We start from the raw sequence: 25,118 nt of genomic DNA on the forward strand, positions 1-25,118 counted from the left end.
CCGCCCGCCGTCGCACGCTTCCGCCCCCGGTGCCGCCTTGCGGACGTGCCCGGGCCGGAGCACACTCAAGCAAAGCGGCGACGGGCCTGCGAGGGGGAAGACCATGGGACGACGGCTGCAGCTCGGCAGGCAGGCGTGGCTGGCGGCCGCAGCTTGTCTCCTCGTCGGCTGCCAGGCCACGCCGGGCCCGAATGTCATCGACGAGTCCCGCGCCGATTCCTCCGCGCCGGAAACGTTCAGGAACCGGGCGGCACTGCCGATGTGCAGGGACGTGGTGCTCGACCAGGGGGGAAGGCTCGGGCCCGAAGCCCTCAGGTGCCTCGAACGCGGGTACGCAGAGGACGGCGCCGAGCTGGCCGTCGCCTTGCCCACCGTCGAGGGAGACATGCTGGTCAGCCATTATCGGGTCACGCCGAGGACTCCGTCATTGCAGGTCTTCCATGACGCCACCCGCGACGCGTTCGGCAGCGGAACATGGAACGAGTCGTCCTGTCCCCTTCCCGAGGGGGCGGACAGCATCGCGGCATGCCTGGGCGTGGCGTAATACGCGCGAGGGCTGGCGCGGGAGCTCGTCTCAGGTAGAGGTCAGCTGGGAATGGGAGCCGTCGGGATTTTTACCTGTCGTCCCGAGCTTAACGGGCTCCCGGATACGAATGTTGCCGCAGGCGCTAGGTCCTTGGCTGCCGGAACCTGGGCAGCCAGTATCTGTTCCAGTTCCGATACCGTCAGGCCGCTGGCAGCCTCAACCCGTTCGACAGGGACGCCTGCGGTCATCGCCGCGACAATCTGCTCGTTGCGCACCGAGACGCTTTGGTCCAGGGCCCATTCGGCAGATTCAACTTCGGCGGACCGGGCAGCGAGCGCATTGAGCATCAACTCCCGCCGGGAATCTGGGCCCGCAGGTGCAGGCGGTTGAGTGCCTGTAGGGGCGGATCGGATTCTGCGCGGTTCTCCGTAGACCGTGGAGTCTAACTGCGCGACGGATAGAGGGAGGGAGTTGCTGTTAAAGGGCTGTATGAGTGCCGCCTTGCCGGGGTGTGGAAGCGAAACTAACGGTCGCTAAGCGAAAGAAAAGCCTCGGCGTAAGGGCAGGCCGGTTGACCTACCCGCAAGTAACAACCCTATGCGGCCCTGTTGGGATTGGCCAGCGGCAGGAAGGCCGGTGCCGCCTTGCACCAAGAGGACTACTGGCGGCCCGCTCCGGGGCTACTTCTCGGCGATGGCCATCGCGGTCGCCAGGTCGCCGTCGTGGCTCATCGACAGGTGCCAGTACTTTACGCCCTTGGCCTCGGACGCCGCCGCGACGGTCCCGGTGAACTCGGGATACGGGTCTCCGCCGCCGTCGACCCGGATGGTGCAGTCCTGCCAGTTCATGCCTACCGGCGCGCCGATGGCCTTGGCGATCGCCTCCTTAGCCGCGAACCGCGCGGCCAAGGAACGCGTGTTGAGCTTCCGCTCCTCGGGCGTGAACAGGCGGTCCCGCAGCCCGGGCGTGCGCTCCAGCTGCGCCCGGAAGCGGGACACCTCGACGACGTCGACGCCGATCCCGATGATCACCGAACCGGCTTACTCGACCGTGACGGACTTGGCGAGGTTGCGCGGCTGGTCGACGTCGTAGCCCTTGGCCGTGGCCAGTTCGCAGGCGAAGATCTGCAGCGGCACGGTGGCCAGCAGCGGCGCGAGCAGGGTCGGCGTCTCCGGGATGTAGAAGACGTGCTCGGCGTAGGCCTTGACCGCTTCGTCGCCCTCTTCGGCGATCACGATGGTGTTGGCGCCGCGGGCGCGGATCTCCTGGATGTTGGAGACGACCTTGGAGTGCAGCGAGTGCCGGCCGCGCGGGGACGGCACGACGACGAACACCGGCTGGCCCTCTTCGATCAGCGCGATCGGGCCGTGCTTGAGCTCGCCGGCGGCGAAGCCCTCGGCGTGGATGTAGGCCAGCTCCTTGAGCTTCAGCGCGCCTTCCATCGCGACCGGGAAGCCGACGTGGCGGCCCAGGAACAGCACCGACTTGGTCTCGGCCATCTCGCGGGCGAGCTTCTTGATCTGGTCCGCGTTGTCCAGGACGGACTGGATCTTCGCCGGGATCGCGGCCAGGTCGGAGAGGATGTCGCGGATCTCACCCTGGAACTTGATGCCGCGCAGCTGCGCAAGGTACAGGCCCAGCAGGTAGGCGGCGGTGATCTGCGCCAGGAACGCCTTGGTGGAGGCGACGGCGATTTCCGGGCCGGCGTGCGTGTAGAGCACGGCGTCGGATTCGCGCGGGATGGTGGAGCCGTTGGTGTTGCAGATCGCCAGCGTCTTGGCGCCCTGCTCCTTGGCGTAGCGCACGGCCATCAGGGTGTCCATGGTCTCGCCGGACTGCGAGATGGACACGATCAGGGTGTTCGCGTCCACGATCGGATCCCGGTAGCGGAACTCGTGGCTGAGCTCGACCTCGGTGGGGATCCGGACCCAGTGCTCGATGGCGTACTTGGCCACCTGGCCGGCGTAGGCGGAGGTGCCGCAGGCCAGGACGATGATCTTGTTGACGCTCTTCAGCAGCTCCGGGTCGATCCGGATCTCGTCCAGCGTCAGCCGGCCGGAGGCATCGGCGCGGCCCAGCAGCGTGTCGCCGACGGCGGCGGGCTGGTCGTTGATCTCCTTCTCCATGAAGGAGGGGTAGCCGCCCTTTTCCGCGGCGGCCGCGTCCCAGTTGACCTCGAACTCGGTGCCCTGCGCCGGGTTGCCGTGGAAGTCGGTGATCTCGAAGCTGTCCGGGGTGATCGTGACGATCTGGTCCTGGCCCAGCTCCACCGCGCGGCGGGTGAAGTCGATGAACCCTGACACGTCCGAGCCCAGGAAGTTCTCGTTCTCGCCCAGGCCGACCACCAGCGGCGAGTTGCGGCGGGCGGCGACGACGACGTCCGGTTCCTCGCGGTGGATGGCCAGCAGGGTGAACGCGCCCTCCAGCTTCTGGCAGGCAAGCTGCATCGCCTTGGCCAGCGACGGCTCGCCCTTGGTCGCCAGCGAGCGGTAGATGTCGCCCAGCAGCACCGCGGCGACCTCGGTGTCCGTCTCGGAGCGGAAGGTGTGGCCCTTGGCCACTAAGGACGCCTTGATCTCGGCGAAGTTCTCGATGATGCCGTTGTGGATCACGGCCAGCTGGTCATCGTCGGCCAGGTGCGGGTGCGCGTTCTGGTCCGTCGGCCCGCCGTGCGTGGCCCAGCGGGTGTGGCCGATGCCGGTCAGCGACTGCGGCAGCGGCCGCTCCTCGAGCTCTTCGATGAGGTTGCTCAGCTTGCCGGACTTCTTGCGGGACTCGATGCCGCCGTCCGCGATGACCGCCACGCCGGCGGAGTCATAGCCGCGGTATTCCAGGCGGCGCAGCCCCTCCAGCACCACGTCCAGGGCGCCGTGGCTGCCAATACCGGGGGCCAGATCCGAGCCGCCATCGGCGACCAGAACGTCGCGGCGGCCTACATAACCTACGATTCCACACATGGCATCAAGCCTACCTGCTGCCGCCGGCACCCACGCCGGAGGCCCGCGTGCACGGGCGCCGCGCGCCGTCGTCGTTTTGGGTAATGCCCCGGCCAGCAGGCACAATTCATAGGTGATTGATGACGCACCAAAGGCAGCGCCGTCGAACGGTGAGAGCAACGTCACACCCTTCGTCGAGCTTGACCGCCAGACCTGGTCGCGCCTCTCGAACGAGATCGAGCAGCCGCTGAACCAGGACGACGTCGAACGGCTCCGCGGCCTCGGCGAACAGCTGGACATGAACGAGGTCCGCGAGGTCTACCTGCCGCTGTCCCGGCTGCTCAACCTCTATGTCGGCGCGGCCGGAGAGCTGCACAAGGCCACCACCACCTTCCTCGGCGAGCAGACCCGGCGCGTGCCCTTCGTCATCGGCGTCGCCGGCTCCGTGGCGGTCGGCAAGTCCACCACCGCCCGCGTGCTGCGCGAGATGCTGCGCCGCTGGGAGGGCACGCCGAACGTGGAGCTGGTGACCACCGACGGCTTCCTCTACCCGAATGAAGAACTCCTCCGCCGCGGCCTGATGGACCGCAAGGGCTTCCCCGAGTCCTACAACCGCCGCGCGCTGCTCCGTTTCGTCAGCGAGGTCAAGTCCGGCGCCGAGGAGGTCCGCGCCCCGTACTACTCGCACCTGACCTACAACATCGTGCCGGGCAGGGAGATCGTGGTCCGCCGGCCGGACGTGCTGATCGTCGAGGGCCTGAACGTGCTGCAGCCGGCGCGCCCGCGCGCGGACGGCCGGTCCGGCCTGGCCCTGAGCGACTTCTTCGACTTCTCCATTTATGTTGACGCGAAGACCTCCTTCATCGAAGAGTGGTATGTGACGCGTTTCCAGAAACTGCGCAGCGGCGCGTTCGCCGATCCCGAGTCCTACTTCCACCGCTACGCCTCCCTCACGGACGAGGAGGCGCGCGAGACCGCGCTGGGCATCTGGCACCGGATCAACGAGCCGAACCTCGAGCAGAACGTGCTGCCCACCCGCGGGCGTGCACAGCTGGTCCTCACCAAGGACGCGGACCATTCGGTCCGCCGGATGCTGCTGCGGAAGACCTGAGATGAATGCCGCCAAGCCCGTTGTCCTCGCCGCCGCCCTGCTCGGGCTGGCCGGCCTGATGGCGGGCTGCGCGCCCGCCGGGCCGCCCTCCCCCGGTGGAAGTACGACGGCGGCGTCCCCCGGCGGTGCGTCCGCGTCGCCTTCGGCCTCTGCCGGCGGTTCCCCCTCGCAGGGAGCCGGGACTGAAACGTCCAGCCCGGAGCCGGCGGAGACCACTGCGTCTGCAACGCCGAAGGGGCCGGAAACCGAAGAACCCCCGGCCCAGGGCGGGCACGACGACCCGGCGCGCATCGACGTCGTCGTTAATAAGCAGCGCCCGCTCCAGCCGCTGGACTACTTCCCCGCTGACCTGGCCACCCCCGCGCTCACCCCGGGCCCGGGCGGGGACGGCACGCAGCTGCGCGCCGCCACGGCCGACGCCGCCGAGCAGATGTTCGCCGCCGCGGCCGCCGACGGCGCCTCGATGACCGTGCTCAGCGGCTTCCGCTCCTACGAAACCCAGATCTCGACCTACCAGCACTGGGTCGACGTGAACGGGAGGGCCGGCGCGGACCGCGTCTCGGCCCGGCCCGGCTTCTCGGAGCACCAGACCGGCCTGTCCCTGGACATCGGCGACGCCTCCGGCTCATGCCGGCTCGAGGCCTGCTTCGCCGATACCCCGGCCGGCAGCTGGGCGGCGCAGAACGCACACCGCTTCGGCTTCGTGGTCCGCTACCAGCCCGGCCAGGAGTCCGTCACCGGCTACTCCCCCGAGCCGTGGCACCTGCGCTACGTCGGGACCAGGGACGCCGGCGCCATGTTCAGCAGCGGCACGAAGGCGCTGGAAACCTACTACGGCCTGCCCGCCGCGCCGGATTATCGCTGAGCTGTTCACCGCTTGTTCGCCGCGGCTCCGGCCACCCGGAAAGCGGCGCGTGTAGATTTAGCGCCATGCTCAAGGGATTCAGAGATTTCGTCATGAAGGGCAACGTCATCGACCTTGCCACGGCCGTTATCATCGGCACGGCCTTCAGTGCCGTCGTCAATGCTCTCGTGACGAACGTCCTGATGCCGTTTATCGCCGGCCTGGTCGGCTCCCCCAACTTCGACGACTTCGCGGTCTGGAACTTCAACGGCAACCTCGTCCAGTTCGGCGTCCTGTTGACAGCCATCGTCAACTTCCTGCTCATTGCCGCCTCCGTCTACTTCGTCATCATCGTCCCCATGAACCACATCATCGAACGCCGCAACCGCGTGCTGGGCATCACCCCGGGACAGGAGGCAGTGGATCCGCAGATCGCGCTGCTGACCGAAATCCGCGATTCCCTGCGCACGCACCAGTAGCCCCGGCGCCCGACCCGCTCAACGCCAGGAGGCCCTCCCGAACTTCGGGAGGGCCTTCTGGCGATTTAAGCCGCAGATGGTTTGAGGGCCGGGCTAGACGTCCCGCTCCCGGCGCGGCGTGCCGCCGGTTGGTGTGCCTGCGGCGGGCGCCCCCGGCCCCGGTGGCCCCTGTCTCGGCGGCATCCGTCGCGGCGGCGTATGCCTGCTCCTTCGAATGTCCCACCGGGCGCCCGCCGGCACCACAAAAGGGCCCGATTCTGTGCTGTCTGCACCTGTCCGCCCCAGCGCCCCGCGCGTAAAATGGGCGGCAGCACCAGGGGCCCGCCTCGGTGACTCCTGGTCCAATCCGGACGGAGACACCGTGCAACCCCAACCAGCAACTCGTTCCGCATTGCGCCCGCGCCTCGGCCGTACCGCCGCAGGTCTGCTGGGTGCAGCCGCGCTCCTCGCGTCAGCCGGTTCCGCGCCGGCCTTATCCAATAACGACGGCAACCGCTCCGAGACCATCGAGCTCCCCGGCGCATCCTCGGCCGAGGGGATCACCGCTGAAGACGACGGCACGTTCTACGCCGGTGACCTGTTCAAAGGCGACATCTACCTCGGCGACCTGGCTCTCGGCACCGCCGAGCAGTTCATCGACGCCCCCTCGGGCAGGATGGCGGTCGGCATGGACCTCGACACCCGCAGCGGCATCCTCGCCGTGGCCGGAGGCACCGCCGGCGACGCCTACTTCTACGACGTCGACGACGGCGACACGGTCGCGACCATGGCCCTCACCAAGGACGCCAACGCCTTCATCAACGACGTCATCTTCTCCGGCGGCGGCGCCTGGTTCACCAACTCGGTCAAGGGCGAGCTGTACTTCGTCCCGGTTGACCGCGACGGCGGCATCGGGGACGTCGAAACGCTCGACCTGAGCGGGCCGGCCGGCGACGTCACCGGCGACTTCAACCTCAACGGCATCGCCGCGACCGACGACGATGACACCCTGATCGTCGCCCACACCGCCCGCAAGGCGGTCTACACCGTGGACACCGACGACGGCGAAAGCCAGGTCATTGCGGACGTCAACGTTCCCTACGTTGACGGCATCGAGCTCGACGGCCGGAATCTCTGGACCGTGCAGAACTTCGACAATAAGATCGCCCGCTGGCGGCTCGACTCAGACCTCGAGAGCGGCGAGCTGCGGGACACCATCACCGACAAGGCCTTCCAGGTCCCCACCACGGCGGCCGGCGTCGGCGACCAGCTGCTGGCCGTCAACGCCAAGTTCGACACCGGCCTGCCGCCCAAGGCCAAGAAGTTCGAAGTCGTCGTCGTCGACGCCTTCGGCAACGACTGACACCCGGATGTGGCGCAGCCCGGGCCGTCATGGCCCGGGCTGCGTTCATACTGTTACTGCGTCGGCAGTCAGCTGGCCGCCGGTTCGGCGGCCTGAGCCGGCTTGAGGGCGAGGTGCTGCTTGACCGCGTCCGCGAGGCGTTCGGCGGTGGCCTTGGCGGTGTCCATGTCGGCGGCTTCGACCATCACGCGGACCACGGGCTCGGTGCCGGAGGGGCGAAGCAGCACGCGTCCGGTCTCGCCAAGCTCGCGGGAGGCCTCCTCGACGGCCAGCTGCAGGTCGACGTTGGTCTTCACCGCGGCCTTGTCGACGCCCTTGACGTTGATCAGCACCTGCGGCAGCCGGGTCATCGCCTGGGCCAGGGCCGAGAGCGGCCGGCCGGTCTTGGCGATCTGCGCCGCCAGCTGCAGGCCGGTCAGGACGCCGTCGCCGGTGGTGGCGTGGTCGGAGAAGATCACGTGACCGGACTGTTCCCCGCCGAGCGAGTAGCCGTGGGCGCGCATGCTCTCGAGCACGTAGCGGTCCCCGACCGCGGTCTCTTCGATCCGGATCCCGGCCTCGCGCAGCGCGAGCTTCATGCCCAGGTTGCTCATCACGGTCGCGACGAGCACGTTGTCCTTGAGCTTGCCCGCGTCCTTCAGGGCCAGGGCGAGGATGGTCATGATCTGGTCGCCGTCGACCACGGTGCCCTGCTCGTCCACCGCCAGGCAGCGGTCGGCGTCGCCGTCGTGCGCGATGCCGAGGTTCGCGCCGTGCTTGACCACGGCCTCCTGCAGCTTCTCCAGGTGGGTCGAGCCCACGCCGTCGTTGATGTTCAGCCCGTCCGGCTCCGCGCCGATCACGATGACCTGCGCGCCGGCGTCCGCGAACACCTGGGGCGAGCAACCGCTGGCGGCACCGTGGGCGCAGTCCAGCACGATCTTCAGCCCGTCCAGGCGGGCCGGCAGGGTCTGCAGCAGGTGCACGATGTAGCGGTCCTCGGCGTCCGAGAAACGCTGGATCCGGCCGACCTCGGCACCGGTCGGGCGGCGTCGCTCGGCCTTCATCTCGGCCTCGATCGCGTCCTCGACCTCGTCCGGCAGCTTGTGGCCGCCGCGCGCGAAGAACTTGATTCCGTTATCCGGCGCCGGATTGTGCGAGGCGGAGATCATCACGCCGAAGTCCGCGCCCAGGTCCGCGACGAGATAGGCCGCTGCAGGCGTCGGCAACACCCCGGCGTCGAACACGTCCACACCGGCACTGGCCAGGCCGGCCGAGACCGCCGCGCTGATGAACTCGCCGCTGGCCCGCGGGTCCCGCGCCACCACGGCGACCGGCCGCTTGCCCTCGGGAACCTGCTCGTGGCCCAACACCACGGCAGCAGCCTGGGAAACCTCCATGGACAGCTCGGCGGTAATCAAACCATTGGCCAAACCGCGGACACCATCGGTACCAAATAATCTAGACATCGCTAGCCATTTTACGGGAGCACGGGGCCGGAAACTGACATGTCCCCGACCGCCGCGGCGTTTGCACGCTCCAATCCCCGCCAGCACTGGACAGTGGTTTGCTACACACAAGGACGCCGCTGCCGTGTGATCTGGGCTCGAGCTTTACGCTCTGGGGCAGGCGCACGTGGCACGGCGTTGCCCCTTATCGGTGGTGTGCTATTACTGATCCTATGCAGATGGGGCCGTGACGGCCGAAACGGCAACGCTGGCGACCCCAGCCCGAAATTGTACGAGCCGCGTTCTGGTTGGCCACAAGCGCCGTTACTCGGCGACTTCCTTCGGCCGCTTCACGTCTTTGAGCTGGCGCCGTGCTCGTTGACCCAGTCGTCCCAACCGTTGCTCTCGCCACCGATAATCGTGGACGACGCACCGGATGGGGTTGCGAAGGTGTGGTTCTTTGCGAACCTCAGCTTCCCGTCGGATCCCGTTCCCCGCGCCACTTCTTTGGGCGCTTTGTCAGTACGCTTAGTGGTGGCCGCCGTGGTGCTACTTGGTTCCTGCTTGCTTCTTTAGCTCCACGATCTCGGCGGCCAGCTTTCCGATGACGTCGTGGTATTGGTCATACTTGGTATCTATTCCTAGGTCGCTGAGCGCGGCTTCTCGGCGCTGGCTATCTCGGAGAGTCTCTGCAACTCCGCTCAGGAATGCTCTCGCCATTGACTTCATCTTGTCGCGCGGATCGCCCATTCGTTCTCTTCTTTCGTGCTTTTGGCTCCGTTACCCACTGGGACCTGTGCATAAGTGATCAGCCTGCTGAACGAGCTGGGGCCCTTTCAGCCGAGTCCTGCGGTTGCGTGCCCTCCAGGTACCGCTGCATGCGCCAATGTTGGTAGAAGTAGTTGATCGACCACTTTGGTGCGGATACGGCATCGAGGAGAATTGACACTGGCTTTGCCCCTTGTCTGCCAACCATCCAGTGAGGAGCGTCGAAATCGCACGCACCGTGGATATAGCCGGCCGTCGAGGCGATCATCCTCTTCGTAGTGCGTGTCAATCGATGTTCGAGCACGACGGCCGAAAACTGGATGGCATCTGCAGCCACGACCAACTTCGCGCGCGCTGCTGCCGCTCGCTCGTGCAGCTGCGAACTGGCCTTGTCCTGCTCGGAAAGCCGCATCTGGTTGCAGGCCGCTGTCATAGATTGCAGTGTGCGTACCAGTTGAAGGTGATCGTTCGCGCGCATCTTGAACAGTTCGTTGCGTACCTCTAATCGCGGCCTTACCCACCAATCGAAAAGCAGCGTGACGACGACCGTGATTATGACGGTGAGTATCAGGCTTTCTAGATCCGGGCCGCTGGTGCCGCCGTCTTGTGTCGCTTGCGTGAAGAGCATCAAACCAACCCGTCCTCACGCATGATCGACACGCTTCTCAGCCTGCAGCGCGTTGGCGACGCGAAACTTGAGCACGTTCACATAAATGCCGAACGCGAGCAACCCCAGCCCCAGCACTGGTCCGAGCAACGGAATGGCGGCTAAGAACAAACCGATGACGACGGTGAGAACAATCATCGAGATCCCAGACGCCTTGTGCATTCCAGGCGAGTGCACCCGGTCCTTGTCCGTGACTGTCACGAAGTGCTTTCCCACCCGCACTCGTGTGGCTCCCTGCGCAGCATCGCGGCCAGTAGGTTGGTGAGTTCCAGCTTCCCGTGTCTGAGAAGCGGGCGGCAGTGCCCCAGCGCCAGCATTCTGCTGCCGTGTCCGGCTGGCCCGTTCAGCTTCGGTGTATGCCGGCGGGACTGAGTAAGACAGGGCTTCATCAACCAAGGGCGGGAAAGCGGGCATCGTCCGCAGCCACCCGTCACTGAGGTCAGCCGCCCTCGCCCCTTGGATGATCAAGTCGGCGGCGAGTCCCGAACCCTTGATTTTTGCCCAGACGCCGAGTTGCTTCCCCAAGTCCTCTACGTGGCGAATTGTGGGGAGGTAGTGGGCCGACGTTGTGGCGGTCAATTGGCCTACGCGTTCACCATCAAGCCTGACTTCGACGAGTTCTTTTTCAGTACTGTTCTTGAGAACGTGCACCAATCGATGCATGGTCAGGATGACCATGCCCTCTCCCGACGTGGGCACGTAGTTAAACAGGTGGTCGAAGTGTTTGTCTTCTCCCGTGACCTGCAACGCGCCGCCCCACGGCAGTATGGCAGCGTCTGAAAGGCTGGCGTTATTCAGCGGGATAATCTGGTCTGCGGCAGGAAGGGCTACTCGGATGTTTGCATGGAACCGGGTCGAGTCTCTCCCCGTCTCCCAGTCCCGCTGCTTCCGACGGACGGCCCAGATCGACGCTTTGGTGGTGGCCACGGCTCCGGAGGCCGTAATCCGGTGGATGACATCTCGGTATTCGGCAGCCACGGGCCGCCCGAGATAGCCGACAACGTGTCCGCCAATGCGGACGGAGATCGCATTGGCATCGAAGGGATTGTCCGGCTCCGGGATCAGAACCGCTTCGAACTCTTCGCTGACCTGCTCGTCGAGCCTGGGCTTCCTGCCCAGCGCCGCGAGGATCTGAGCCTCTCGATAGTACTCACCGACGATTTCGTAATTGGCCCAGTTCAAATTGCCTGGTAAGAAATACCTCTCCATTTGTCCCCCATTTTTGATTCGGATCTCCGAGCGAGCTGCTCCGGTGGTGGTAGCTCATAGCCGCAGTCGATTAACCGATTCAGTGCCCCCACACCTTAAAGACTAGCGGGAAGGACCGACAGAAAAAGACTCCCTGCCCGGCGCGAACCACGACAGGGGGCTTTCTTGTGTCCCAAGTTCCCATCCGCTGGGGGCGCAGCGGCCGCACAGGACATAGAGGAACGCGCTCTTAGATCCCTCTTGGAACCGGAAAGTGCCCATCCGACGCGTGTCATCCGCATGTTGCTCCGGCGTCAGTCTGGCACGGCTTGAAGCAGGCCGGGCTGGACGTAAGTCTTTTGGGAAGTCATGCCGTCCTGGGGTTCTGCTGGGTCTGTACCTCGTAGAGTTCAGCGGCTTTGACGCGTGGAACTGGACCGCCGCTGCGGAGTTCCGGGTGCAGGTCATCGACTTCGCGGAGTAAGGATGCGCCAAAGTGCGGCAGTCGCCCGAATATATCCCGAGCCAGATAACTTCGCTGTCGTTCGTGACATGTGCCAAAGGTACGTTGGTCACGTTAGTCTCTCCATATTCCTCCCGTGTTCCTCCGTGGTTCCTGTATTGGTTCCTGTCTTGGTTCCTCGGAGGGGGTAGTCGTTCTTCACGTTAAAGCGGAACACCCCGCCCGGTGGAAAACCACGGGACGGGGTGCCACTGCAGTCCGGGACGAGCCCGGCGAAGCAGGTTTAGCGCTTCGAGTACTGCGGAGCCTTGCGGGCCTTCTTGAGACCGGCCTTCTTACGCTCGATGATGCGAGCGTCGCGGGTCAGGAAGCCGGCCTTCTTCAGGGTCGGACGGTTGTTTTCCCGGTCGATCTCGTTCAGCGCACGGGCAACGCCCAGGCGCAGCGCACCGGCCTGGCCGGAGGGGCCGCCGCCGTGGATGCGGGCGATGACGTCGTAAGCGCCTTCCAGTTCCAGGATCTTGAACGGATCGTTCACTTCCTGCTGGTGCAGCTTGTTCGGGAAGTAGTTGGCCAGCTCGCGGTCGTTGATGGTCCACTTGCCCGAACCCGGGACAACGCGGACACGGGCAACGGCTTCCTTGCGGCGGCCGACGGCGGAGCCGGCAACGGTCAGGGCCGGGCGCTCCTTGGCAACGGTCTCGGAGGCGGGAGCGCTCTCCGAGGTGTAGCTGGTGAGGGTCTCGCCCTCGTTGTTCAGCTCTTCAGTATTCTGAGCCACGGTTCTCCTTGAATGAATTCTTTAGCTTGGTGGCCAGGACTACTGGGCGACCTGGGTGATTTCGAAGGACTTCGGCTGCTGGGCAGCATGCGGGTGCTCAGGACCCGCGTAGACCTTCAGCTTGCTCAGCTGCTGGGCAGCCAGGGAGTTCTTCGGCAGCATGCCCTTGATGGCCTTCTCAACTGCGCGCACCGGGTTCTTTTCCAGCAGCTCGGCGTAGTTGACGGAGGACAGGCCACCCGGGTAACCGGAGTGGCGGTAGGCACGCTTCTGTTCGAGCTTGGCGCCGGTCAGGGCGACCTTCTCAGCGTTGATGATGATGACGAAATCGCCCATGTCCATATGAGGAGCAAAGGTCGGCTTGTGCTTTCCGCGCAGCAGTGTTGCGGTCTGGCTGGCAAGACGACCCAGGACAACGTCGGTGGCGTCAATGACGTGCCACTGGCGGTTGATATCGCCGGGCTTCGGAGTGTACGTACGCACGGTTTTGGCCTTCGTTTCTTGTTTGCAAGTAGCGGCGCACCCAGTCGGGCACGCACACAAGTTCTCTCATGCGCTACCGGAATCTCAGGTGAGGACTGAAATGTAACCAGTGGTCCAGAGGGCCTCGGCCACGTCCGCGGATCAGGTAGCCCTGCAACTGGGCAAACGCGCGGATATGGACGCATCGAGGTTGGACACGCACAACGACTACCAAGGATATCGCGCCGCACCATCAGAGGTCAAAGGGAGCTCCGCTGGCCCCTCTTCCAAGCCGGCAAAGTCCGGCCCCCAAACTCCCGCATCGATCCAGACACGCCGAAGGTCGCGGCCTCCGATAACATTTTGATAACAACGGAAAGAAGGACTTGGTTAAACCTTGTACTTTCCGCTTACTATGGATTTCGGTTTGGGGGCCAAAATCAACTCCTTCGAGACTTCCCTCTCGAATAGTTGGGGGCATTTCTGCGGTATCTCCCTGCCATCAGTAATGAATCCGAATGACCCCAACGGTCATTCTCACTTCAGGAGTTGAATCTTATGCTCGGTCTGTACATGAACGTGCGCAATTTCGTCACCAGCCGCCTTGCCCGCGAAGAAAAGGGCGCCACCGCCGTCGAATACGGCATCATGGTCGCTCTCATCGCCGTCGCCATCATCGCCGCCGTCACCCTTCTCGGAGGAACGGTTACTCAGAAGTTTTCTGAGGCGCAGTGTGCGATTTCCGGTAAGACTTACAGTGCGGCTACGGTCGCTGGCGAGGGCGGGGCGACCGTTACAGCCGCTGCTAAGTGCGCGTGACGCTGACCATCCGCTAACTGGTTGTGGGCTAGATGGTGGCTTCCACCCTCCAGCCCACAACTTCGTCGTTCGAGCTGCTGATGTTTAGACCATCCAAAGAACGAGGCGCTGCGGCCGTGGAGTTTGCATTGGTTGTACCGCTCTTACTCGTGCTCCTGCTCGGCATTCTAGAGTTCGGCCGGGTGTACAATGCCCAAATCACCCTCGCACAAGCAGCGAGGGAAGGGGCGCGCGTCATGGCCATCGAAAATAACGAGGCTCAAGCCAAATCCTCAATTATTCAGGCAGCCGCGGCTTTGGATCCAGCCCACCTTTCTATCCAAATTGAATCGAGTGATCCCTCTATGAGTGGTCCCGTGTTTGTGGATAGGTGCCTTTCCGGCCACCAGGTGACAGTCAGAATCACATATTCCCTCAGTACCATTACGGGGTTCTTCGGACCGACCAGTCTGAGTGGGCGGGGCGCCATGAGGTGTGGCGGTTGAAACGAGTCAAGGACGAGCAAGGCGCTACTGCTGTCCTGGTGTCGATCCTCTTAGTCGTGCTCCTGGGGTTCGCCGCCCTGGTCGTCGATATGGGACGGCTCTACTCAGAAAAGGCGCAGCTACAAAACGCCGCCGACGCGGTGGCACTCTCATTGGCCAAGTCGTGTGCCGACAAGCCTAGCGGCGTTGCCTGCACTACACCGGCTGCGCACGCCCTGGCTTTGGCCGGGGCGAATCTTGATGATGGGACCGTTCGGATCATCGAGGCAGACACCTCTATCAAGAATCGCGTCAAAGTGACTACCGGAACGCGCGATGAAGCGGGCCGTGACTCCTTGCCGTACCTCCTGGCTCCGATACTCGGCATTACTGACACTGACGTTCGTGCCTCTGCGGCGGTGGCTTTCGGCGGCATCTCGGCAGGGCCCGCGGCTTTCCCTCTGGCATTCTCCGAATGCCAGTTCACACTTACTGGCGGAATCCAGCTAGTGGCCAGTAAGGGTGTCACAATGCCGGGTTGCACCTCGAGCAGCGGAAACCTGATTCCTGGGGGCTTCGGATACCTGAAATCCTCAGATTCCACGAAGTGTGACGTTTACGCTCAGGCATCGGCAACCATCGGAGTACCGAGCGCCACGGGCAATGACGAACCTTCGGTCTGCAAGGCCCTGCTTGAACAATGGATGGCTACCTTGCAACAGACAGGCAGCGAAGTGATAGTCCTGCTTCCGGTATTCCATAAGACTGAAGGAACCGGTAACGGCGGGCAATACTTCATTAAACAATTTGCCGCGTTCAGTGTTATGGGTTGGAAGTTTACTGGCGGAAATTGGAACGCTTCTCAACCCACAAAAGATCCGTACGTCTACAAGAATTCAGAGTTTACTGGGCAGAAGTGCACCGGTGACTGCCGAGGAATCATCGGCAAGTTTATTCGATTCGCCACACTCGATGAGGACTTCAAACTTGGGGGCACCAGCGAACTGGGTGCCAGCTTGATCTATTTCACCGAGTGACGAACCCAGATTGGGGACAGAATGAAGTCGCGTTTAGTGGCTGCCATAGCCGCGACAGTGTTAGCTGTTGTCGGGGCGCTACTGGTCTTTGCATATGTTGGCAACGCCGACACCCGAGCCATGGCTGACATGCAACCTGCCTCTGTCCTCCTCGTAAAAACCGCTGTACCGGCCGGCACTCCTGCTGAAGCCCTAAATGCTTCGGTGGCTTCTACAAGCCTTCCAGCATCAGCAATTGCTCCCACTGCGTTAACAGACCTGTCCCAAAGCGCTGGAAAGGTCACTGCTGTCGATCTAGTGCCAGGCGAACAACTACTAACAGAGAGACTCGTGGCTCCTGAAGAAGTCCAAGCCGCCGGAGCGGTTGATGTCCCGAAAGGGCTGCAGGAAGTCAGCTTTCAGTTAGAACCGCAGCGAGTTGTGGGAGGGCGTCTTGTGGCCGGCGAGCATGTGGGTGTCTTTATCTCGATGGATAAGGGCGGCATCGAATCCAGTCCAGAGAAGGAAACGACACAACTCGTAGTCAGGAAAGCGCTTTTGACGGCAATCCAGCGTGCACCCCAGCCTGTGACTGAGGAGGGCGAGGCCGATTCCCAAGCGTTACCGGAGGGGTCGATGCTCGTCACCGTGGCAGTGGACGATAAAGCGGCACAGAAAATTGTGTTCGCTGCAGAATTTGCAAAAATCTGGCTGAGCAAAGAGCCGAAGGACGCGAAGGAAAGCAAGCCCACCGTTGTCCAGCGGTCCGAGGTCTACCGATGAGCCGGTTCATTTTCATCGGTTCTGACAAGGCGTTTGAAGAGAAGCTCCGACTGGCTGTGGCTGGCGGGTTGCCAGGAGAAGTCACGACATTCGCACCGGACGCTGCAGCGATGCAGCCGAGGGAACTACTGTCATTCATTACCGGCGAGCGGCCCGAAGTCCTGATCTTGGGGCCGGGGCTGCCTGTCGATGATGCCCTTCGCCTAGCGACCGTATTCGACGTCCAGTTTCCGGAGATCAGCACGGTCCTCGTTGCCGAAGGTAATCCGGATCTGATCCTCCAGGCCATGCGCTCCGGAATCCGCGATCTGCTCAGCCCGATGGCTGACATCGCTTCGATCCGCGTTCTATTGGAGCGCGCCTGCCAGGTCTTCGCCAGCCGATTCCGGTTGGAACAGCCGAATGCCGCGCAGCCGCGCGAGCAGGGACTGGTCATAGGCGTGATTTCCCCTAAGGGCGGAGTCGGCAAGACAACCGTCGCCACGAACGTCGCGGTGGGGCTGGGCAAGATGGCGCCCATGAGCGTGGTGCTCGTTGACCTCGATCTTCAGTTCGGCGACATTGCATCGAGCCTCTACCTGAACCCCGAGCACACCATTCTGGATGCCGTCTCGAACCCGGCCAGCCAGGATTCCCTGGTGCTCAAGGCGTTCCTGACGGTGCATCCGGCCAACATCTACGCCTTGTGTGCCCCTATGGATCCGGTCGCGGCAGACTTCGTCTCCGCCAACCAGGTGACCCACCTCCTGCAGCAGCTGACCGCGCAGTTCCGGTACGTCGTCGTCGACACTGGCCCGGGTCTGACCGAACACACGCTTGCCGCCTTGGAGCAGTGCACCGACGCAATCTGGGTGGCAGGCATGGATGTCTCGAGCGTCCGCAGCCTGCGGATGGGCACTGACGTACTCCGCAGGCTGGAATTGCTGCCGGAGCATCGGCACGTTGTGCTCAACTTTGCGGACACAAAATCCGGACTGGCAGTCCAAGACGTCGAAGCAAGCCTGAACGCTCCGGTCGACGTCGCGCTCCCCCGGTCGAAGGCACTGAGCTATGCGACGAACCGCGGCATTCCTGTTCTGCAAGAAGACGTTAAGGATCCTGCCACCAAGGGGCTGAAGTCCCTCGTTGAACGGTTCGACCCGGCGTGGCGGGAGAAGCGGCGGAGCCTTCACCGCAGGGCGGTGCTGCAGTGAAGCTCTCCGAACGGTTCGGCGCCCTGGCCCAGAATGCTCAGGAAACGCCGTCGACACCAGCAGTGGTTCCTGCACGAGTTCCTGCAGCGGAAGCCAGGCCCAAGCCTGCTCCAACTGCTGTGGAATCGGTGGTCGCGCCAGTCGATGCGCTGGCCGGGCTGAAGCAGCGGGCTGCGACCGCGTTGTTCGACCGCATGGGTGCCAGGATCAGCGATACCACGATGACCGAAGAGGACCTTCGGGCGATGGCCCGCGAGGAGCTCGGCCAGATCATCGACGAGGAACAGGTGCCGTTGTCGGCCGAAGAACGCCGGCGCCTGATCCGCGATGTGGCCGACGACGTCATGGGATACGGACCGCTGCAGCGGTTCCTCGATGATGAGAGCGTCACCGAAATCATGGTGAACCGGATGGACCAGATCTACGTCGAACGGAAGGGCCACGTCACGTTGACGGACGCCCGTTTTGGTTCCGAGGAACATCTGCGCAAGGTCATCGAACGGATCGTGTCCAAGGTGGGACGCCGGATCGACGAATCATCACCGCTGGTGGACGCCCGTTTGGAGGACGGCTCGCGCGTCAACGCGGTTATTCCGCCGCTGGCCGTCAACGGCTCATCGCTGACGATCCGAAAGTTCAGCAAGGTTCCGCTGACGGTGCAGAACCTGATCAACTTCGGGACGATGACTCCCGAGATGGCCGAGCTGCTCGATGCCTGCGTCAAGGCCAAGCTCAACATCATCGTCTCGGGCGGAACCGGTACCGGTAAGACCACGCTGCTCAATGTGCTCTCGTCCTTCCTCCCGGAATCCGACCGGATCGTCACCATCGAGGATGCCGTCGAACTTCAGCTTCAACAGCAGCACATCGTACGGCTGGAGAGCCGGCCGCCGAACACCGAGGGCAAGGGCGCGGTTACGATCCGGGACCTGCTGCGGAACTCGCTGCGTATGCGACCCGACCGCATTGTGGTCGGCGAGGTCCGCGGCGGCGAATCGCTGGACATGCTCCAGGCGATGAATACCGGCCACGACGGCTCTCTCTCGACAGTTCACGCCAACTCGCCGCGCGACGCCGTGGCCCGTCTGGAGACCCTGGTGCTCATGGCCGGCATGGACCTTCCGCTACGCGCCATTCGCGAACAGATCGCCTCCGCGGTCGACCTCATCATCCAGATCGCCCGTCTGCGCGACGGCACGCGCCGGATCACCCATGTCACCGAGGTCCAAGGCATGGAGGGCGACGTCGTCACGCTCCAAGACGCGTTCATTTTCGACTACTCGGCGGGCGTTGGTCCCGATGGGCGCTTCTTGGGCCGACCGGTACCGACGGGCATCCGTCCGCGCTTCATTGAGAAGTTCGAGGACATGGGCATCGCGGTTTCCCCCGCCGTCTTCGGCCAGCAGTCACGGTTGGGCGGGCGGCACTAGCCATGCATCTGCTACTCGTGCTTGGCATCGTGCTGGTATTGGCAGGGATCGTCATTGGGTTCACCGCCCTGCAGCCGCACGCAGCCGCATTGCCGCGTGACCGCCGTCGTCCGTTTGAGGAAGAATCCACTTCCCAGCTCTCTCGCTTCGCGGGTGCCGCGGTACGTCTGCTGGAAGAGCGGCTGAAGCGGCGGCCGACCCGGATCTATCGGCGCGAACTGCTGGAACTGGCCGGCCTCAGGCTAAGTCAGGCGGACTACATCATCCTGGTCATCGCTGGGACGCTCGTCGCCGGCGCTGTCGGGACCATGCTGCGCGGCTTTGGACTTGGCCTGCTGTTCGCACTGGTGTCGCCGTTTCTTGGGCACTTGGTGCTGGTGCTCCTCATCAGCCAGCGCCGCGCGAAGTTCGATTCGCAGATGGGCGACCTCCTGCAGTTGCTGAGCGGCGGTCTGCGGGCCGGCCACAGTATCCTGCGCGCCATCGATGCCGCCGCGGCGGAGGCCGATGCTCCGACCTCCGAGGAGATGCGGCGCGTCATCACCGAGACAAGCCTGGGCAAGGACCTGCTGGAGTCTCTGATGGACACGGCGCAGCGGATGGAGAGCGAGGACTTCACGTGGATAGCCCAGGCGATCCAAATCAACCGCGAGGTCGGCGGCGACCTCGCCGAGGTGTTGGACCAAGTTGGTGGGACGATTCGGGAACGCGCCGAGATTAAGGGCCAGATCAAGGCTCTCGCGGCTGAAGGGAAGTTCTCCGCCTACATCCTGATGGCGCTGCCGATCGGCATTGTGGTGATGCTGAGTGTCGTGAACCCCGGCTACATCGGCGTCCTCTTTACCGAGCCGCTGGGCTGGGTCATGATCGGCGTCTCCATCGTCCTGATGATCATCGGCGGTCTGTGGCTGCGCAAGATCATCGACCTGAAGTTCTAAGAGGGGCTGGCTTATGAGTCCAACGGTCCTTCTGGGAACGCTGCTACTGGGCGGGTCCCTCGGCTATCTGGCCTGGCTGCTGCTGTCGAACGATAAGAAGGGCCGCCGAGCGGTCCAGCAGAACCTGCAAAGAGGGTTCGAATCCGGCGATGGCGGCAAACAGCGCGAACTGGGGATTTTCTACCGGCTGGGCTGGCGACTGACGCCTGCCGGGTACGTGCAGAAGCTCGACCGTCTGCTGGCCTTGGCAGGCCGGCCGGCGTCGATGCCGCTGGACAAATTGCTGGCGATCAAGCTGCCCATGGCACTCACAGCCGGGTTTGCCTGGGCGCTTCTCTTCTCCGTCCGACCGTCATCGACACTATTCTTAGCCGCATTATTCTTCACTGTGATGACCTACTTCATGCCTGACCTCCTCCTCTATAGCAAGGGGCAGGAACGCCAGCAGAAACTTCAATTGGAACTGGCCAACACTTTGGACCAGATGCTTATCTCGGTGGAAGCGGGTCTGGGCTTCGAGGCGGCCATGGCACGGGCGGGGGCGAACGGCAAGGGTCCGCTGGCCGATGAATTGGTGCGCACGCTGCAGGACATGCAGGTGGGCCGGAGCCGCCGCGAGTCCTACCTCGCCCTGGCTGACCGCACGAACGTTCCCGAATTGCGTAGCTTCGTGAAGGCGATTGTGCAGGCCGACGCCTATGGCATTGCTCTGAGCGGCGTCCTGCGGACACAGGCGAAGGTCATGCGCGTGAAGCGGCGGCAGCGGGCCGAGGAGAAGGCGATGAAGCTGCCGGTGAAGGTGCTCTTCCCGTTGCTGTTCTTCATCTTCCCGGTGCTGTTCATTGCGATTCTGGGGCCGGCCGTCATCAACGCGATCAACACCTTCAGCGGCCAGTAGACCCACGTAGGCTCGGACCGTGGACGTGATTGTCGTGGGTGCTGCTGCCCTGCTCGGAGCGGGAGCTGGGTGGTTCGTCTTTCCGCTGGCGCAGCGGGAGGAGCGGACGGCGGTGCCGCGGAACTGGCGAGTGCCGATGGCGGTACTGACTGGATTCCTGTGCGGGCTGATGGCGTGGGTCTTTGGGGTCAGTGCGCTGTTGCCGGCGTTCTGTTATTTGGTGGTGATGGGCGTGCTGCTGGGCGCGATCGACGCTCGGCACCAGCTGCTGCCGAACCGGCTGGTGCTGCCGTTCCTGGTCGGAGCGCTGGTCCTGCTCGGGTTGGCCACAGTGGTGTCCGGCGCGTGGCTGCATCTGCTGGGCGGGTTGCTTGGCGGTGCCGTGCTGTTTGCCCTGTACCTGGCGATGGCGCTGATCAAGCCGGGCGGGATCGGCTTGGGCGATGTGAAGCTGGCGGCGGTGGTGGGGCTGTACGCGGGTTACTTGGGCCTGAACGCCTGGCTGTTGGTGCTGCTGGGGGCGTTCCTGCTGAATGCGGTGGCGATCCTGGTGCTGATGCTGGCGCGGGTACTCAACCGAAACTCGGACATTCCGTTCGGACCGGCGATGATTGCGGCCACTTTGCTGGCGCCGCTGGTGGCCTGAAATTTTTGTAAGTTTGCGGAAGTGGCTGGCAGCGGAAGCGGTAGCAAGCGCGAAGCCTGCGCGCGCCTACTCGGATTCTGTGGTCCGCATGGCGCGGGTCTGCTCGGCGCGTTCGAGCAGGGAGCTGGCTGGCGGGTAGGCGACTTCCTCGAGGACCAGGGGGTGCGGGGGCGCGAGCTTGGTCTTGGAGTCGCGGACCTTGGCGGCGAGTCGTTCGGCGAGCCAGGCCGGTTCCTGCTCCCCCGAGCCGACCATGATCGAGGCGCCGACCAAGGCCCTCACCATGTTGTGGCAGAAGGCGTCCGCCTGCACGGAGGCCGAGATGACGCCGTCGTCTCCGCGCCGGAATTCGAAGTGCTGGAGCTCGCGGATGGTGGTGGAAAACTCCCGCGGCTTGCAGAAGGACAGGTAGTCGTTGACGCCCAGGATCCGGCTCCCGGCATCGTTCAGGAGGTCGACATCCAGCGCGTGCTTGTGCCAGAGAGTGATGTTGCGCATGAGCGGGTCCCAGTTCGCGGGGCGGTCGGCAATCCGGTAGCTGTAGCGGCGCCAGAGCGCGGAGAAGCGGGCGTCGAATCCTTCGGGAGCCAGCCCGGCTGTGTGGACTTCGATGGCGCCGGCGAGGTCGCGGTATGGGACCGGGGCGCCGACCCGGCCGCCGAGGACCTTCGCCAGCACGCCGCGGAGCCGGCGGACCAGGGAGGCTGCGGGGTCGATGTCGCGGACCCGTGCCAGCGCCTCCCACTCCCCCGGCTCCAGGTCGAAGTGCACCACCTGGCCGCGGGCGTGGACTCCCGCATCCGTGCGTCCGGCGACGGTCAGCCGGACCGGGCGCCGAATCAGGATGGCGAGGGCTTCCTCGACGGCCCCCTGCACGGTCAGCAGACCGGGCTGCACGGCCCACCCGCTGAACGCCCCGCCGTCGTACGCCAGATCCATCCGGACACGCAGAAGCCCGCCGTCCGGATTGGGGACGGCGGGCTTCTGTGAGGTCATACCCTCCAGTTTAGAGGGAAGGAGAAGCTACTTCTTCTCCTCGGCCTCCGGGGCTTCCTCGGCGGATTCGGCCGACGGAGCGGACTCTGCCGATTCGGCAGACTCAGCGGACTCGGCGGATTCCGGCGACTCGGTCTCGGCGGCTTCCTCAGCAACCGGAGCCGGAGCGGCGGTCTCGGCAGCCTTCTCGGCTTCCTTGACTACAGCCTGCTTCGGGGACAGCGGCTCGAGCACCAGTTCGATGACGGCCATGGGGGCGTTGTCGCCCTTACGGTTGCCGATCTTGGTGATGCGGGTGTAGCCGCCTTCGCGGTTCTCCACTGCCGGGGCGATGCCGGTGAACAGCTCGTGGACGATGCCCTTGTCGCTGATCGTGGCGAGCACGCGGCGGCGGGCAGCCAGGTCTCCGCGCTTGGCGAAGGTGATCAGGCGCTCGGCGTAGGGGCGCAGGCGCTTGGCCTTGGTGACGGTGGTGGTGATCCGCTTGTGCTCGAAGAGCGCTGCTGCCAGGTTGGCGAGCATCAGGCGTTCGTGAGCCGGACCGCCTCCGAGGCGCGGACCCTTAGGGGGGGTAGGCATTTCTTTATCTCCTCAAATGGTGCCGTTGGGCGCTACCTAGCACCACGACGGCGAATTCCTGCGTTTTAGAGTTCGTCCTCGCCGAAGGCTTCTTCGTCCTCTTCGATGGCGGCAGCGCGGGCGGCCAGGTCGAATCCTGGAGGGGAATCCTTCAGGGACAGACCCAGTTCGACAAGCTTTGCCTTGACCTCGTCGATGGACTTGGCACCGAAGTTCCGGATGTCCATCAGGTCGGCCTCGGAGCGGGCAACGAGCTCACCCACGGTGTGGATGCCCTCACGCTTGAGGCAGTTATAGGAACGCACGGTCAGCTCGAGGTCCTCGATGGGCAGAGCCATGTCGGCAGCCAGGGCGGCGTCCGTCGGGCTCGGGCCGATCTCGATACCTTCAGCCTGCGTGTTCAGCTCGCGGGCCAGGCCGAACAGCTCGACCAGGGTGGTTCCGGCAGAGGCGACGGCGTCGCGCGGTGCGATGGAATCCTTGGTTTCGACGTCGACGATCAGACGGTCGAAGTCGGTGCGCTGCTCAACACGGGTCGCCTCAACCTTGAAGGTGACCTTCATGACCGGCGAGTAGATGGAGTCGACCGGGATGCGGCCAATCTCCGAGTCGCCGGCCTTGTTCTGGGCCGCGGAAACATAACCGCGGCCGCGCTCGATGGTCAGCTCGAGCTCGAACTTGCCCTTTTCGTTCAGGGTGGCGATGTGCAGGTCCGGGTTGTGGAATTCCACGCCGGCCGGCGGGGCAATGTCCGCAGCGGTGACGACGCCGGGGCCCTGCTTGCGCAGGTAGGCCACGACGGGCTCGTCATGCTCGGAGGAAACTGCCAGGTTCTTGATGTTCAGGATGATCTCGGTGACATCTTCCTTGACACCCGGAACGGTGGTGAACTCGTGCAGGACCCCGTCGATCCGGATGCTGGTAACGGCGGCACCGGGGATCGAGGACAGCAGGGTACGGCGGAGCGAGTTCCCAAGGGTGTAGCCGAAGCCCGGCTCCAGCGGCTCGATGACGAACCGGGAGCGGCTGTCCGCTACTACTTCTTCGGTAAGAGTTGGGCGCTGTGCAATGAGCACTTAGATTTCCTTTCAGCGAGCGTCCGCTATATGACGCAACACGAATTGGTGGAAAAGGGCGGCTAGTCAGCCGGAAGTGGCCCCTTCGGCCGCTGCCCGGATCCCCGCGAGGGAACCCGGCCAGCGGCCGAGGGAACGACGAAACGGCTAATTAGACGCGGCGGCGCTTCGGGGGACGGCATCCGTTGTGGGCGCTGGGGGTGACGTCCTGGATGGAGCCGACCTCAAGGCCAGCGGCCTGCAGCGAACGGATGGCGGTTTCGCGTCCGGAGCCCGGGCCCTTCACGAAGACGTCGACCTTCTTCAGGCCGTGCTCCTGGGCACGCTTTGCAGCGGACTCAGCAGCCATCTGCGCGGCGAACGGGGTGGACTTGCGGGAGCCCTTGAAGCCAACCTCGCCGGCCGAAGCCCAGGAGATGACGGCACCGGTCGGGTCCGTGATGGACACGATGGTGTTGTTGAAGGTGCTCTTGATGTGCGCCTGTCCAAGCGCAATATTCTTCTTATCCTTGCGACGCGGCTTACGCACCGCTCCACGAGTCTTGGGGGGCATGTATTTCTCCTACAAAGGTTGTTTGGTAGCTAGAGGGCCAGCTGTTTAGCGGGTCTTCTTCTTGCCGGCGACGGTGCGCTTCGGGCCCTTGCGGGTGCGAGCGTTGGTCTTGGTGCGCTGTCCGCGGACGGGCAGGCCACGGCGGTGGCGGATACCTTCGTAGCTGCCGATCTCGACCTTGCGGCGGATGTCGGCGGCGACCTCGCGGCGGAGGTCACCTTCTACCTTGTAGTTGCCCTCGATGTAGTCACGCAGCTGCACGAGCTCCGCGTCGGTGAGGTCCTTTACGCGGGTGTCCGGGTTGATCCCGGTCTCCGCGATGGTCTGCTCTGCACGGGTCTTACCCACGCCGTAGATGTAAGTCAGGGCGATGATTACCCGCTTTTCGCGGGGAATATCTACGCCAGCGAGACGAGCCATATTGGCGGTTCTCCTTGTTGTATCCGGAGGTCTGAAGCAGCACCTTCCTGTGTCCAGGTCCCCGGCCTCCGTACCGGGGGTGTGCAGGTTTCCCTGCGGTGCTGCCTTATTGAGTTACTACGCGCGGGAGCGCCCCTGCCGAAGCAGGGAGCTTAGCCCTGGCGCTGCTTGTGGCGCGGGTTCTCGCAGATCACGATGACGTTACCCTTGCGACGAATCACCTGGCACTTGTCACAAATCCGCTTGACGCTCGGCTGGACCTTCATGGTTTTCCTTTGCGTTATTTGCAGTTGTTGCTTGCGTAACTACCTCG

The 25,118-nt window shown here is 64.1% G+C and carries 30 protein-coding genes; 14 read left to right on the plus strand and 16 right to left on the minus strand.

The window, feature by feature from the left end:
• The first annotated feature begins 103 nt into the window (after nucleotides 1-103).
• On the plus strand, nucleotides 104-544 hold the full coding sequence (locus tag OC550_RS10650) for a hypothetical protein (RefSeq protein ID WP_262105760.1): 441 nt from the start codon (nucleotides 104-106) through the stop codon (nucleotides 542-544).
• Between the two features lie 41 nt (nucleotides 545-585).
• Here the strand turns inward: OC550_RS10650 and OC550_RS10655 are convergent, their stop codons facing one another.
• From OC550_RS10655 to glmS, 3 genes are all read right to left on the minus strand, one after another.
• Nucleotides 586-873, minus strand: a complete 288-nt coding sequence (locus tag OC550_RS10655) for a hypothetical protein (RefSeq protein ID WP_262105761.1) — start codon at nucleotides 871-873, stop codon at nucleotides 586-588.
• A 333-nt stretch (nucleotides 874-1,206) separates the two neighbouring features.
• A complete protein-coding gene (locus OC550_RS10660; protein ID WP_262105762.1) occupies nucleotides 1,207-1,557 on the minus strand; it encodes a holo-ACP synthase in 351 nt (116 codons plus the stop codon).
• A gap of 9 nt (nucleotides 1,558-1,566) precedes the next feature.
• On the minus strand, nucleotides 1,567-3,483 hold the full coding sequence (glmS, locus tag OC550_RS10665) for a glutamine--fructose-6-phosphate transaminase (isomerizing) (RefSeq protein WP_262105763.1): 1,917 nt from the start codon (nucleotides 3,481-3,483) through the stop codon (nucleotides 1,567-1,569).
• A gap of 115 nt (nucleotides 3,484-3,598) precedes the next feature.
• On the opposite strand from glmS, the gene coaA reads away from it, so the two are divergent.
• The 4 genes from coaA to OC550_RS10685 all read left to right on the plus strand — a co-directional run bounded on the left by coaA (nucleotide 3,599) and on the right by OC550_RS10685 (nucleotide 7,238).
• Nucleotides 3,599-4,573 (plus strand): type I pantothenate kinase, encoded by a 975-nt coding sequence (coaA, locus tag OC550_RS10670; RefSeq protein WP_262106317.1) that lies wholly within the window; start codon nucleotides 3,599-3,601, stop codon nucleotides 4,571-4,573.
• 1 nt (nucleotide 4,574) lies between these two features.
• Entirely contained in the window at nucleotides 4,575-5,438 is an 864-nt protein-coding gene (locus tag OC550_RS10675; protein ID WP_262105764.1) for a M15 family metallopeptidase, read from the plus strand.
• A gap of 65 nt (nucleotides 5,439-5,503) precedes the next feature.
• A complete protein-coding gene (gene mscL, locus OC550_RS10680) occupies nucleotides 5,504-5,896 on the plus strand; it encodes a large conductance mechanosensitive channel protein MscL (protein WP_262105765.1) in 393 nt (130 codons plus the stop codon).
• Nucleotides 5,897-6,257: 361 nt separating this feature from the next.
• Nucleotides 6,258-7,238, plus strand: a complete 981-nt coding sequence (locus tag OC550_RS10685) for an SMP-30/gluconolactonase/LRE family protein (RefSeq protein ID WP_262105766.1) — start codon at nucleotides 6,258-6,260, stop codon at nucleotides 7,236-7,238.
• Nucleotides 7,239-7,306: 68 nt separating this feature from the next.
• Here the strand turns inward: OC550_RS10685 and glmM are convergent, their stop codons facing one another.
• The 7 genes from glmM to rplM form a co-directional block, all read right to left on the minus strand.
• Nucleotides 7,307-8,686, minus strand: a complete 1,380-nt coding sequence (glmM, locus tag OC550_RS10690; protein ID WP_262105767.1) for a phosphoglucosamine mutase — start codon at nucleotides 8,684-8,686, stop codon at nucleotides 7,307-7,309.
• Nucleotides 8,687-9,015: 329 nt separating this feature from the next.
• Nucleotides 9,016-9,168: a DUF4357 domain-containing protein gene (locus tag OC550_RS22365; RefSeq protein WP_368736938.1), complete on the minus strand. Its 153-nt coding sequence runs from the start codon at nucleotides 9,166-9,168 to the stop codon at nucleotides 9,016-9,018.
• Nucleotides 9,169-9,214: 46 nt separating this feature from the next.
• Nucleotides 9,215-9,415: a hypothetical protein gene (locus OC550_RS10695; protein ID WP_262105768.1), complete on the minus strand. Its 201-nt coding sequence runs from the start codon at nucleotides 9,413-9,415 to the stop codon at nucleotides 9,215-9,217.
• A gap of 58 nt (nucleotides 9,416-9,473) precedes the next feature.
• Nucleotides 9,474-10,061, minus strand: coding sequence for a hypothetical protein (locus OC550_RS10700; RefSeq protein ID WP_262105769.1), 588 nt, complete (start codon nucleotides 10,059-10,061; stop codon nucleotides 9,474-9,476).
• A gap of 15 nt (nucleotides 10,062-10,076) precedes the next feature.
• Complete coding sequence (locus OC550_RS10705; protein ID WP_262105770.1) at nucleotides 10,077-11,309, minus strand: HIRAN domain-containing protein; 1,233 nt, start codon at nucleotides 11,307-11,309, stop codon at nucleotides 10,077-10,079.
• A 725-nt stretch (nucleotides 11,310-12,034) separates the two neighbouring features.
• On the minus strand, nucleotides 12,035-12,532 hold the full coding sequence (rpsI, locus tag OC550_RS10710; protein WP_262105771.1) for a 30S ribosomal protein S9: 498 nt from the start codon (nucleotides 12,530-12,532) through the stop codon (nucleotides 12,035-12,037).
• Nucleotides 12,533-12,571: 39 nt separating this feature from the next.
• Nucleotides 12,572-13,015, minus strand: coding sequence for a 50S ribosomal protein L13 (gene rplM / locus OC550_RS10715; RefSeq protein ID WP_262105772.1), 444 nt, complete (start codon nucleotides 13,013-13,015; stop codon nucleotides 12,572-12,574).
• 537 nt (nucleotides 13,016-13,552) lie between these two features.
• On the opposite strand from rplM, the gene OC550_RS10720 reads away from it, so the two are divergent.
• The 9 genes from OC550_RS10720 (at nucleotide 13,553) to OC550_RS10760 (ending at nucleotide 21,181) form a co-directional block, all read left to right on the plus strand.
• Nucleotides 13,553-13,813, plus strand: a complete 261-nt coding sequence (locus OC550_RS10720; protein ID WP_262105773.1) for a Flp family type IVb pilin — start codon at nucleotides 13,553-13,555, stop codon at nucleotides 13,811-13,813.
• Nucleotides 13,814-13,893: 80 nt separating this feature from the next.
• Nucleotides 13,894-14,298 (plus strand): TadE/TadG family type IV pilus assembly protein, encoded by a 405-nt coding sequence (locus OC550_RS10725; RefSeq protein WP_262106318.1) that lies wholly within the window; start codon nucleotides 13,894-13,896, stop codon nucleotides 14,296-14,298.
• Nucleotides 14,295-15,314, plus strand: coding sequence for a Tad domain-containing protein (locus tag OC550_RS10730; protein ID WP_262105774.1), 1,020 nt, complete (start codon nucleotides 14,295-14,297; stop codon nucleotides 15,312-15,314). Before OC550_RS10725 ends, OC550_RS10730 begins: the two co-directional genes overlap by 4 nt.
• 120 nt (nucleotides 15,315-15,434) lie before the next feature.
• Nucleotides 15,435-16,076 (plus strand): Flp pilus assembly protein CpaB, encoded by a 642-nt coding sequence (locus OC550_RS10735; RefSeq protein WP_262105775.1) that lies wholly within the window; start codon nucleotides 15,435-15,437, stop codon nucleotides 16,074-16,076.
• Nucleotides 16,073-17,269, plus strand: coding sequence for an AAA family ATPase (locus OC550_RS10740; protein WP_262105776.1), 1,197 nt, complete (start codon nucleotides 16,073-16,075; stop codon nucleotides 17,267-17,269). Before OC550_RS10735 ends, OC550_RS10740 begins: the two co-directional genes overlap by 4 nt.
• A gap of 119 nt (nucleotides 17,270-17,388) precedes the next feature.
• Nucleotides 17,389-18,699, plus strand: a complete 1,311-nt coding sequence (locus tag OC550_RS10745) for a CpaF family protein (RefSeq protein WP_262105777.1) — start codon at nucleotides 17,389-17,391, stop codon at nucleotides 18,697-18,699.
• A gap of 8 nt (nucleotides 18,700-18,707) precedes the next feature.
• Entirely contained in the window at nucleotides 18,708-19,637 is a 930-nt protein-coding gene (locus OC550_RS10750; RefSeq protein ID WP_262106319.1) for a type II secretion system F family protein, read from the plus strand.
• A gap of 13 nt (nucleotides 19,638-19,650) precedes the next feature.
• A complete protein-coding gene (locus tag OC550_RS10755; RefSeq protein WP_262105778.1) occupies nucleotides 19,651-20,535 on the plus strand; it encodes a type II secretion system F family protein in 885 nt (294 codons plus the stop codon).
• 19 nt (nucleotides 20,536-20,554) lie between these two features.
• Nucleotides 20,555-21,181 carry an A24 family peptidase gene (locus tag OC550_RS10760; RefSeq protein ID WP_262105779.1) on the plus strand — a complete coding sequence of 209 codons (627 nt, stop codon included), beginning with the start codon at nucleotides 20,555-20,557 and terminating at the stop codon, nucleotides 21,179-21,181.
• A 66-nt stretch (nucleotides 21,182-21,247) separates the two neighbouring features.
• Here the strand turns inward: OC550_RS10760 and OC550_RS10765 are convergent, their stop codons facing one another.
• The 6 genes from OC550_RS10765 to rpmJ all read right to left on the minus strand — a co-directional run bounded on the left by OC550_RS10765 (nucleotide 21,248) and on the right by rpmJ (nucleotide 25,071).
• Nucleotides 21,248-22,177 carry a tRNA pseudouridine(38-40) synthase TruA gene (locus OC550_RS10765; RefSeq protein WP_262105780.1) on the minus strand — a complete coding sequence of 310 codons (930 nt, stop codon included), beginning with the start codon at nucleotides 22,175-22,177 and terminating at the stop codon, nucleotides 21,248-21,250.
• 27 nt (nucleotides 22,178-22,204) lie between these two features.
• Nucleotides 22,205-22,756 (minus strand): 50S ribosomal protein L17, encoded by a 552-nt coding sequence (gene rplQ, locus OC550_RS10770; RefSeq protein WP_262105781.1) that lies wholly within the window; start codon nucleotides 22,754-22,756, stop codon nucleotides 22,205-22,207.
• Nucleotides 22,757-22,821: 65 nt separating this feature from the next.
• Nucleotides 22,822-23,832 carry a DNA-directed RNA polymerase subunit alpha gene (locus OC550_RS10775; protein ID WP_262105782.1) on the minus strand — a complete coding sequence of 337 codons (1,011 nt, stop codon included), beginning with the start codon at nucleotides 23,830-23,832 and terminating at the stop codon, nucleotides 22,822-22,824.
• Between the two features lie 151 nt (nucleotides 23,833-23,983).
• Nucleotides 23,984-24,385, minus strand: coding sequence for a 30S ribosomal protein S11 (rpsK, locus tag OC550_RS10780; RefSeq protein WP_005267760.1), 402 nt, complete (start codon nucleotides 24,383-24,385; stop codon nucleotides 23,984-23,986).
• Nucleotides 24,386-24,430: 45 nt separating this feature from the next.
• Entirely contained in the window at nucleotides 24,431-24,805 is a 375-nt protein-coding gene (gene rpsM, locus OC550_RS10785; RefSeq protein ID WP_262105783.1) for a 30S ribosomal protein S13, read from the minus strand.
• 152 nt (nucleotides 24,806-24,957) lie between these two features.
• Nucleotides 24,958-25,071 (minus strand): 50S ribosomal protein L36, encoded by a 114-nt coding sequence (rpmJ, locus tag OC550_RS10790; protein WP_005267758.1) that lies wholly within the window; start codon nucleotides 25,069-25,071, stop codon nucleotides 24,958-24,960.
• Between the last annotated feature and the right edge of the window lie 47 nt (nucleotides 25,072-25,118).

Source organism: Arthrobacter sp. Marseille-P9274 (assembly GCF_946892675.1).
Taxonomy (GTDB): Bacteria; Actinomycetota; Actinomycetes; order Actinomycetales; family Micrococcaceae; genus Crystallibacter.

What these genes read in the sequence shown, in the direction of transcription:
- mscL (WP_262105765.1), top strand. Translation starts at nt 5,504, where the DNA reads ATGCTCAAGGGATTCAGAGATTTCGTCATGAAGGGCAACGTCATCGAC.
- OC550_RS10705 (WP_262105770.1), bottom strand. Translation starts at nt 11,309, where the DNA reads ATGGAGAGGTATTTCTTACCAGGCAATTTGAACTGGGCCAATTACGAA.
- OC550_RS10695 (WP_262105768.1), bottom strand. Translation starts at nt 9,415, where the DNA reads ATGGGCGATCCGCGCGACAAGATGAAGTCAATGGCGAGAGCATTCCTG.
- OC550_RS10650 (WP_262105760.1), top strand. Translation starts at nt 104, where the DNA reads ATGGGACGACGGCTGCAGCTCGGCAGGCAGGCGTGGCTGGCGGCCGCA.
- rpsM (WP_262105783.1), bottom strand. Translation starts at nt 24,805, where the DNA reads ATGGCTCGTCTCGCTGGCGTAGATATTCCCCGCGAAAAGCGGGTAATC.
- rpsK (WP_005267760.1), bottom strand. Translation starts at nt 24,385, where the DNA reads ATGCCCCCCAAGACTCGTGGAGCGGTGCGTAAGCCGCGTCGCAAGGAT.
- glmS (WP_262105763.1), bottom strand. Translation starts at nt 3,483, where the DNA reads ATGTGTGGAATCGTAGGTTATGTAGGCCGCCGCGACGTTCTGGTCGCC.
- OC550_RS10655 (WP_262105761.1), bottom strand. Translation starts at nt 873, where the DNA reads ATGCTCAATGCGCTCGCTGCCCGGTCCGCCGAAGTTGAATCTGCCGAA.
- OC550_RS10740 (WP_262105776.1), top strand. Translation starts at nt 16,073, where the DNA reads ATGAGCCGGTTCATTTTCATCGGTTCTGACAAGGCGTTTGAAGAGAAG.
- rpmJ (WP_005267758.1), bottom strand. Translation starts at nt 25,071, where the DNA reads ATGAAGGTCCAGCCGAGCGTCAAGCGGATTTGTGACAAGTGCCAGGTG.
- OC550_RS10725 (WP_262106318.1), top strand. Translation starts at nt 13,894, where the DNA reads ATGTTTAGACCATCCAAAGAACGAGGCGCTGCGGCCGTGGAGTTTGCA.
- OC550_RS10735 (WP_262105775.1), top strand. Translation starts at nt 15,435, where the DNA reads ATGGCTGACATGCAACCTGCCTCTGTCCTCCTCGTAAAAACCGCTGTA.
- OC550_RS10720 (WP_262105773.1), top strand. Translation starts at nt 13,553, where the DNA reads ATGCTCGGTCTGTACATGAACGTGCGCAATTTCGTCACCAGCCGCCTT.
- glmM (WP_262105767.1), bottom strand. Translation starts at nt 8,686, where the DNA reads ATGTCTAGATTATTTGGTACCGATGGTGTCCGCGGTTTGGCCAATGGT.
- OC550_RS10700 (WP_262105769.1), bottom strand. Translation starts at nt 10,061, where the DNA reads ATGCTCTTCACGCAAGCGACACAAGACGGCGGCACCAGCGGCCCGGAT.
- OC550_RS10755 (WP_262105778.1), top strand. Translation starts at nt 19,651, where the DNA reads ATGAGTCCAACGGTCCTTCTGGGAACGCTGCTACTGGGCGGGTCCCTC.
- rplQ (WP_262105781.1), bottom strand. Translation starts at nt 22,756, where the DNA reads ATGCCTACCCCCCCTAAGGGTCCGCGCCTCGGAGGCGGTCCGGCTCAC.
- OC550_RS10675 (WP_262105764.1), top strand. Translation starts at nt 4,575, where the DNA reads ATGAATGCCGCCAAGCCCGTTGTCCTCGCCGCCGCCCTGCTCGGGCTG.
- OC550_RS10765 (WP_262105780.1), bottom strand. Translation starts at nt 22,177, where the DNA reads ATGACCTCACAGAAGCCCGCCGTCCCCAATCCGGACGGCGGGCTTCTG.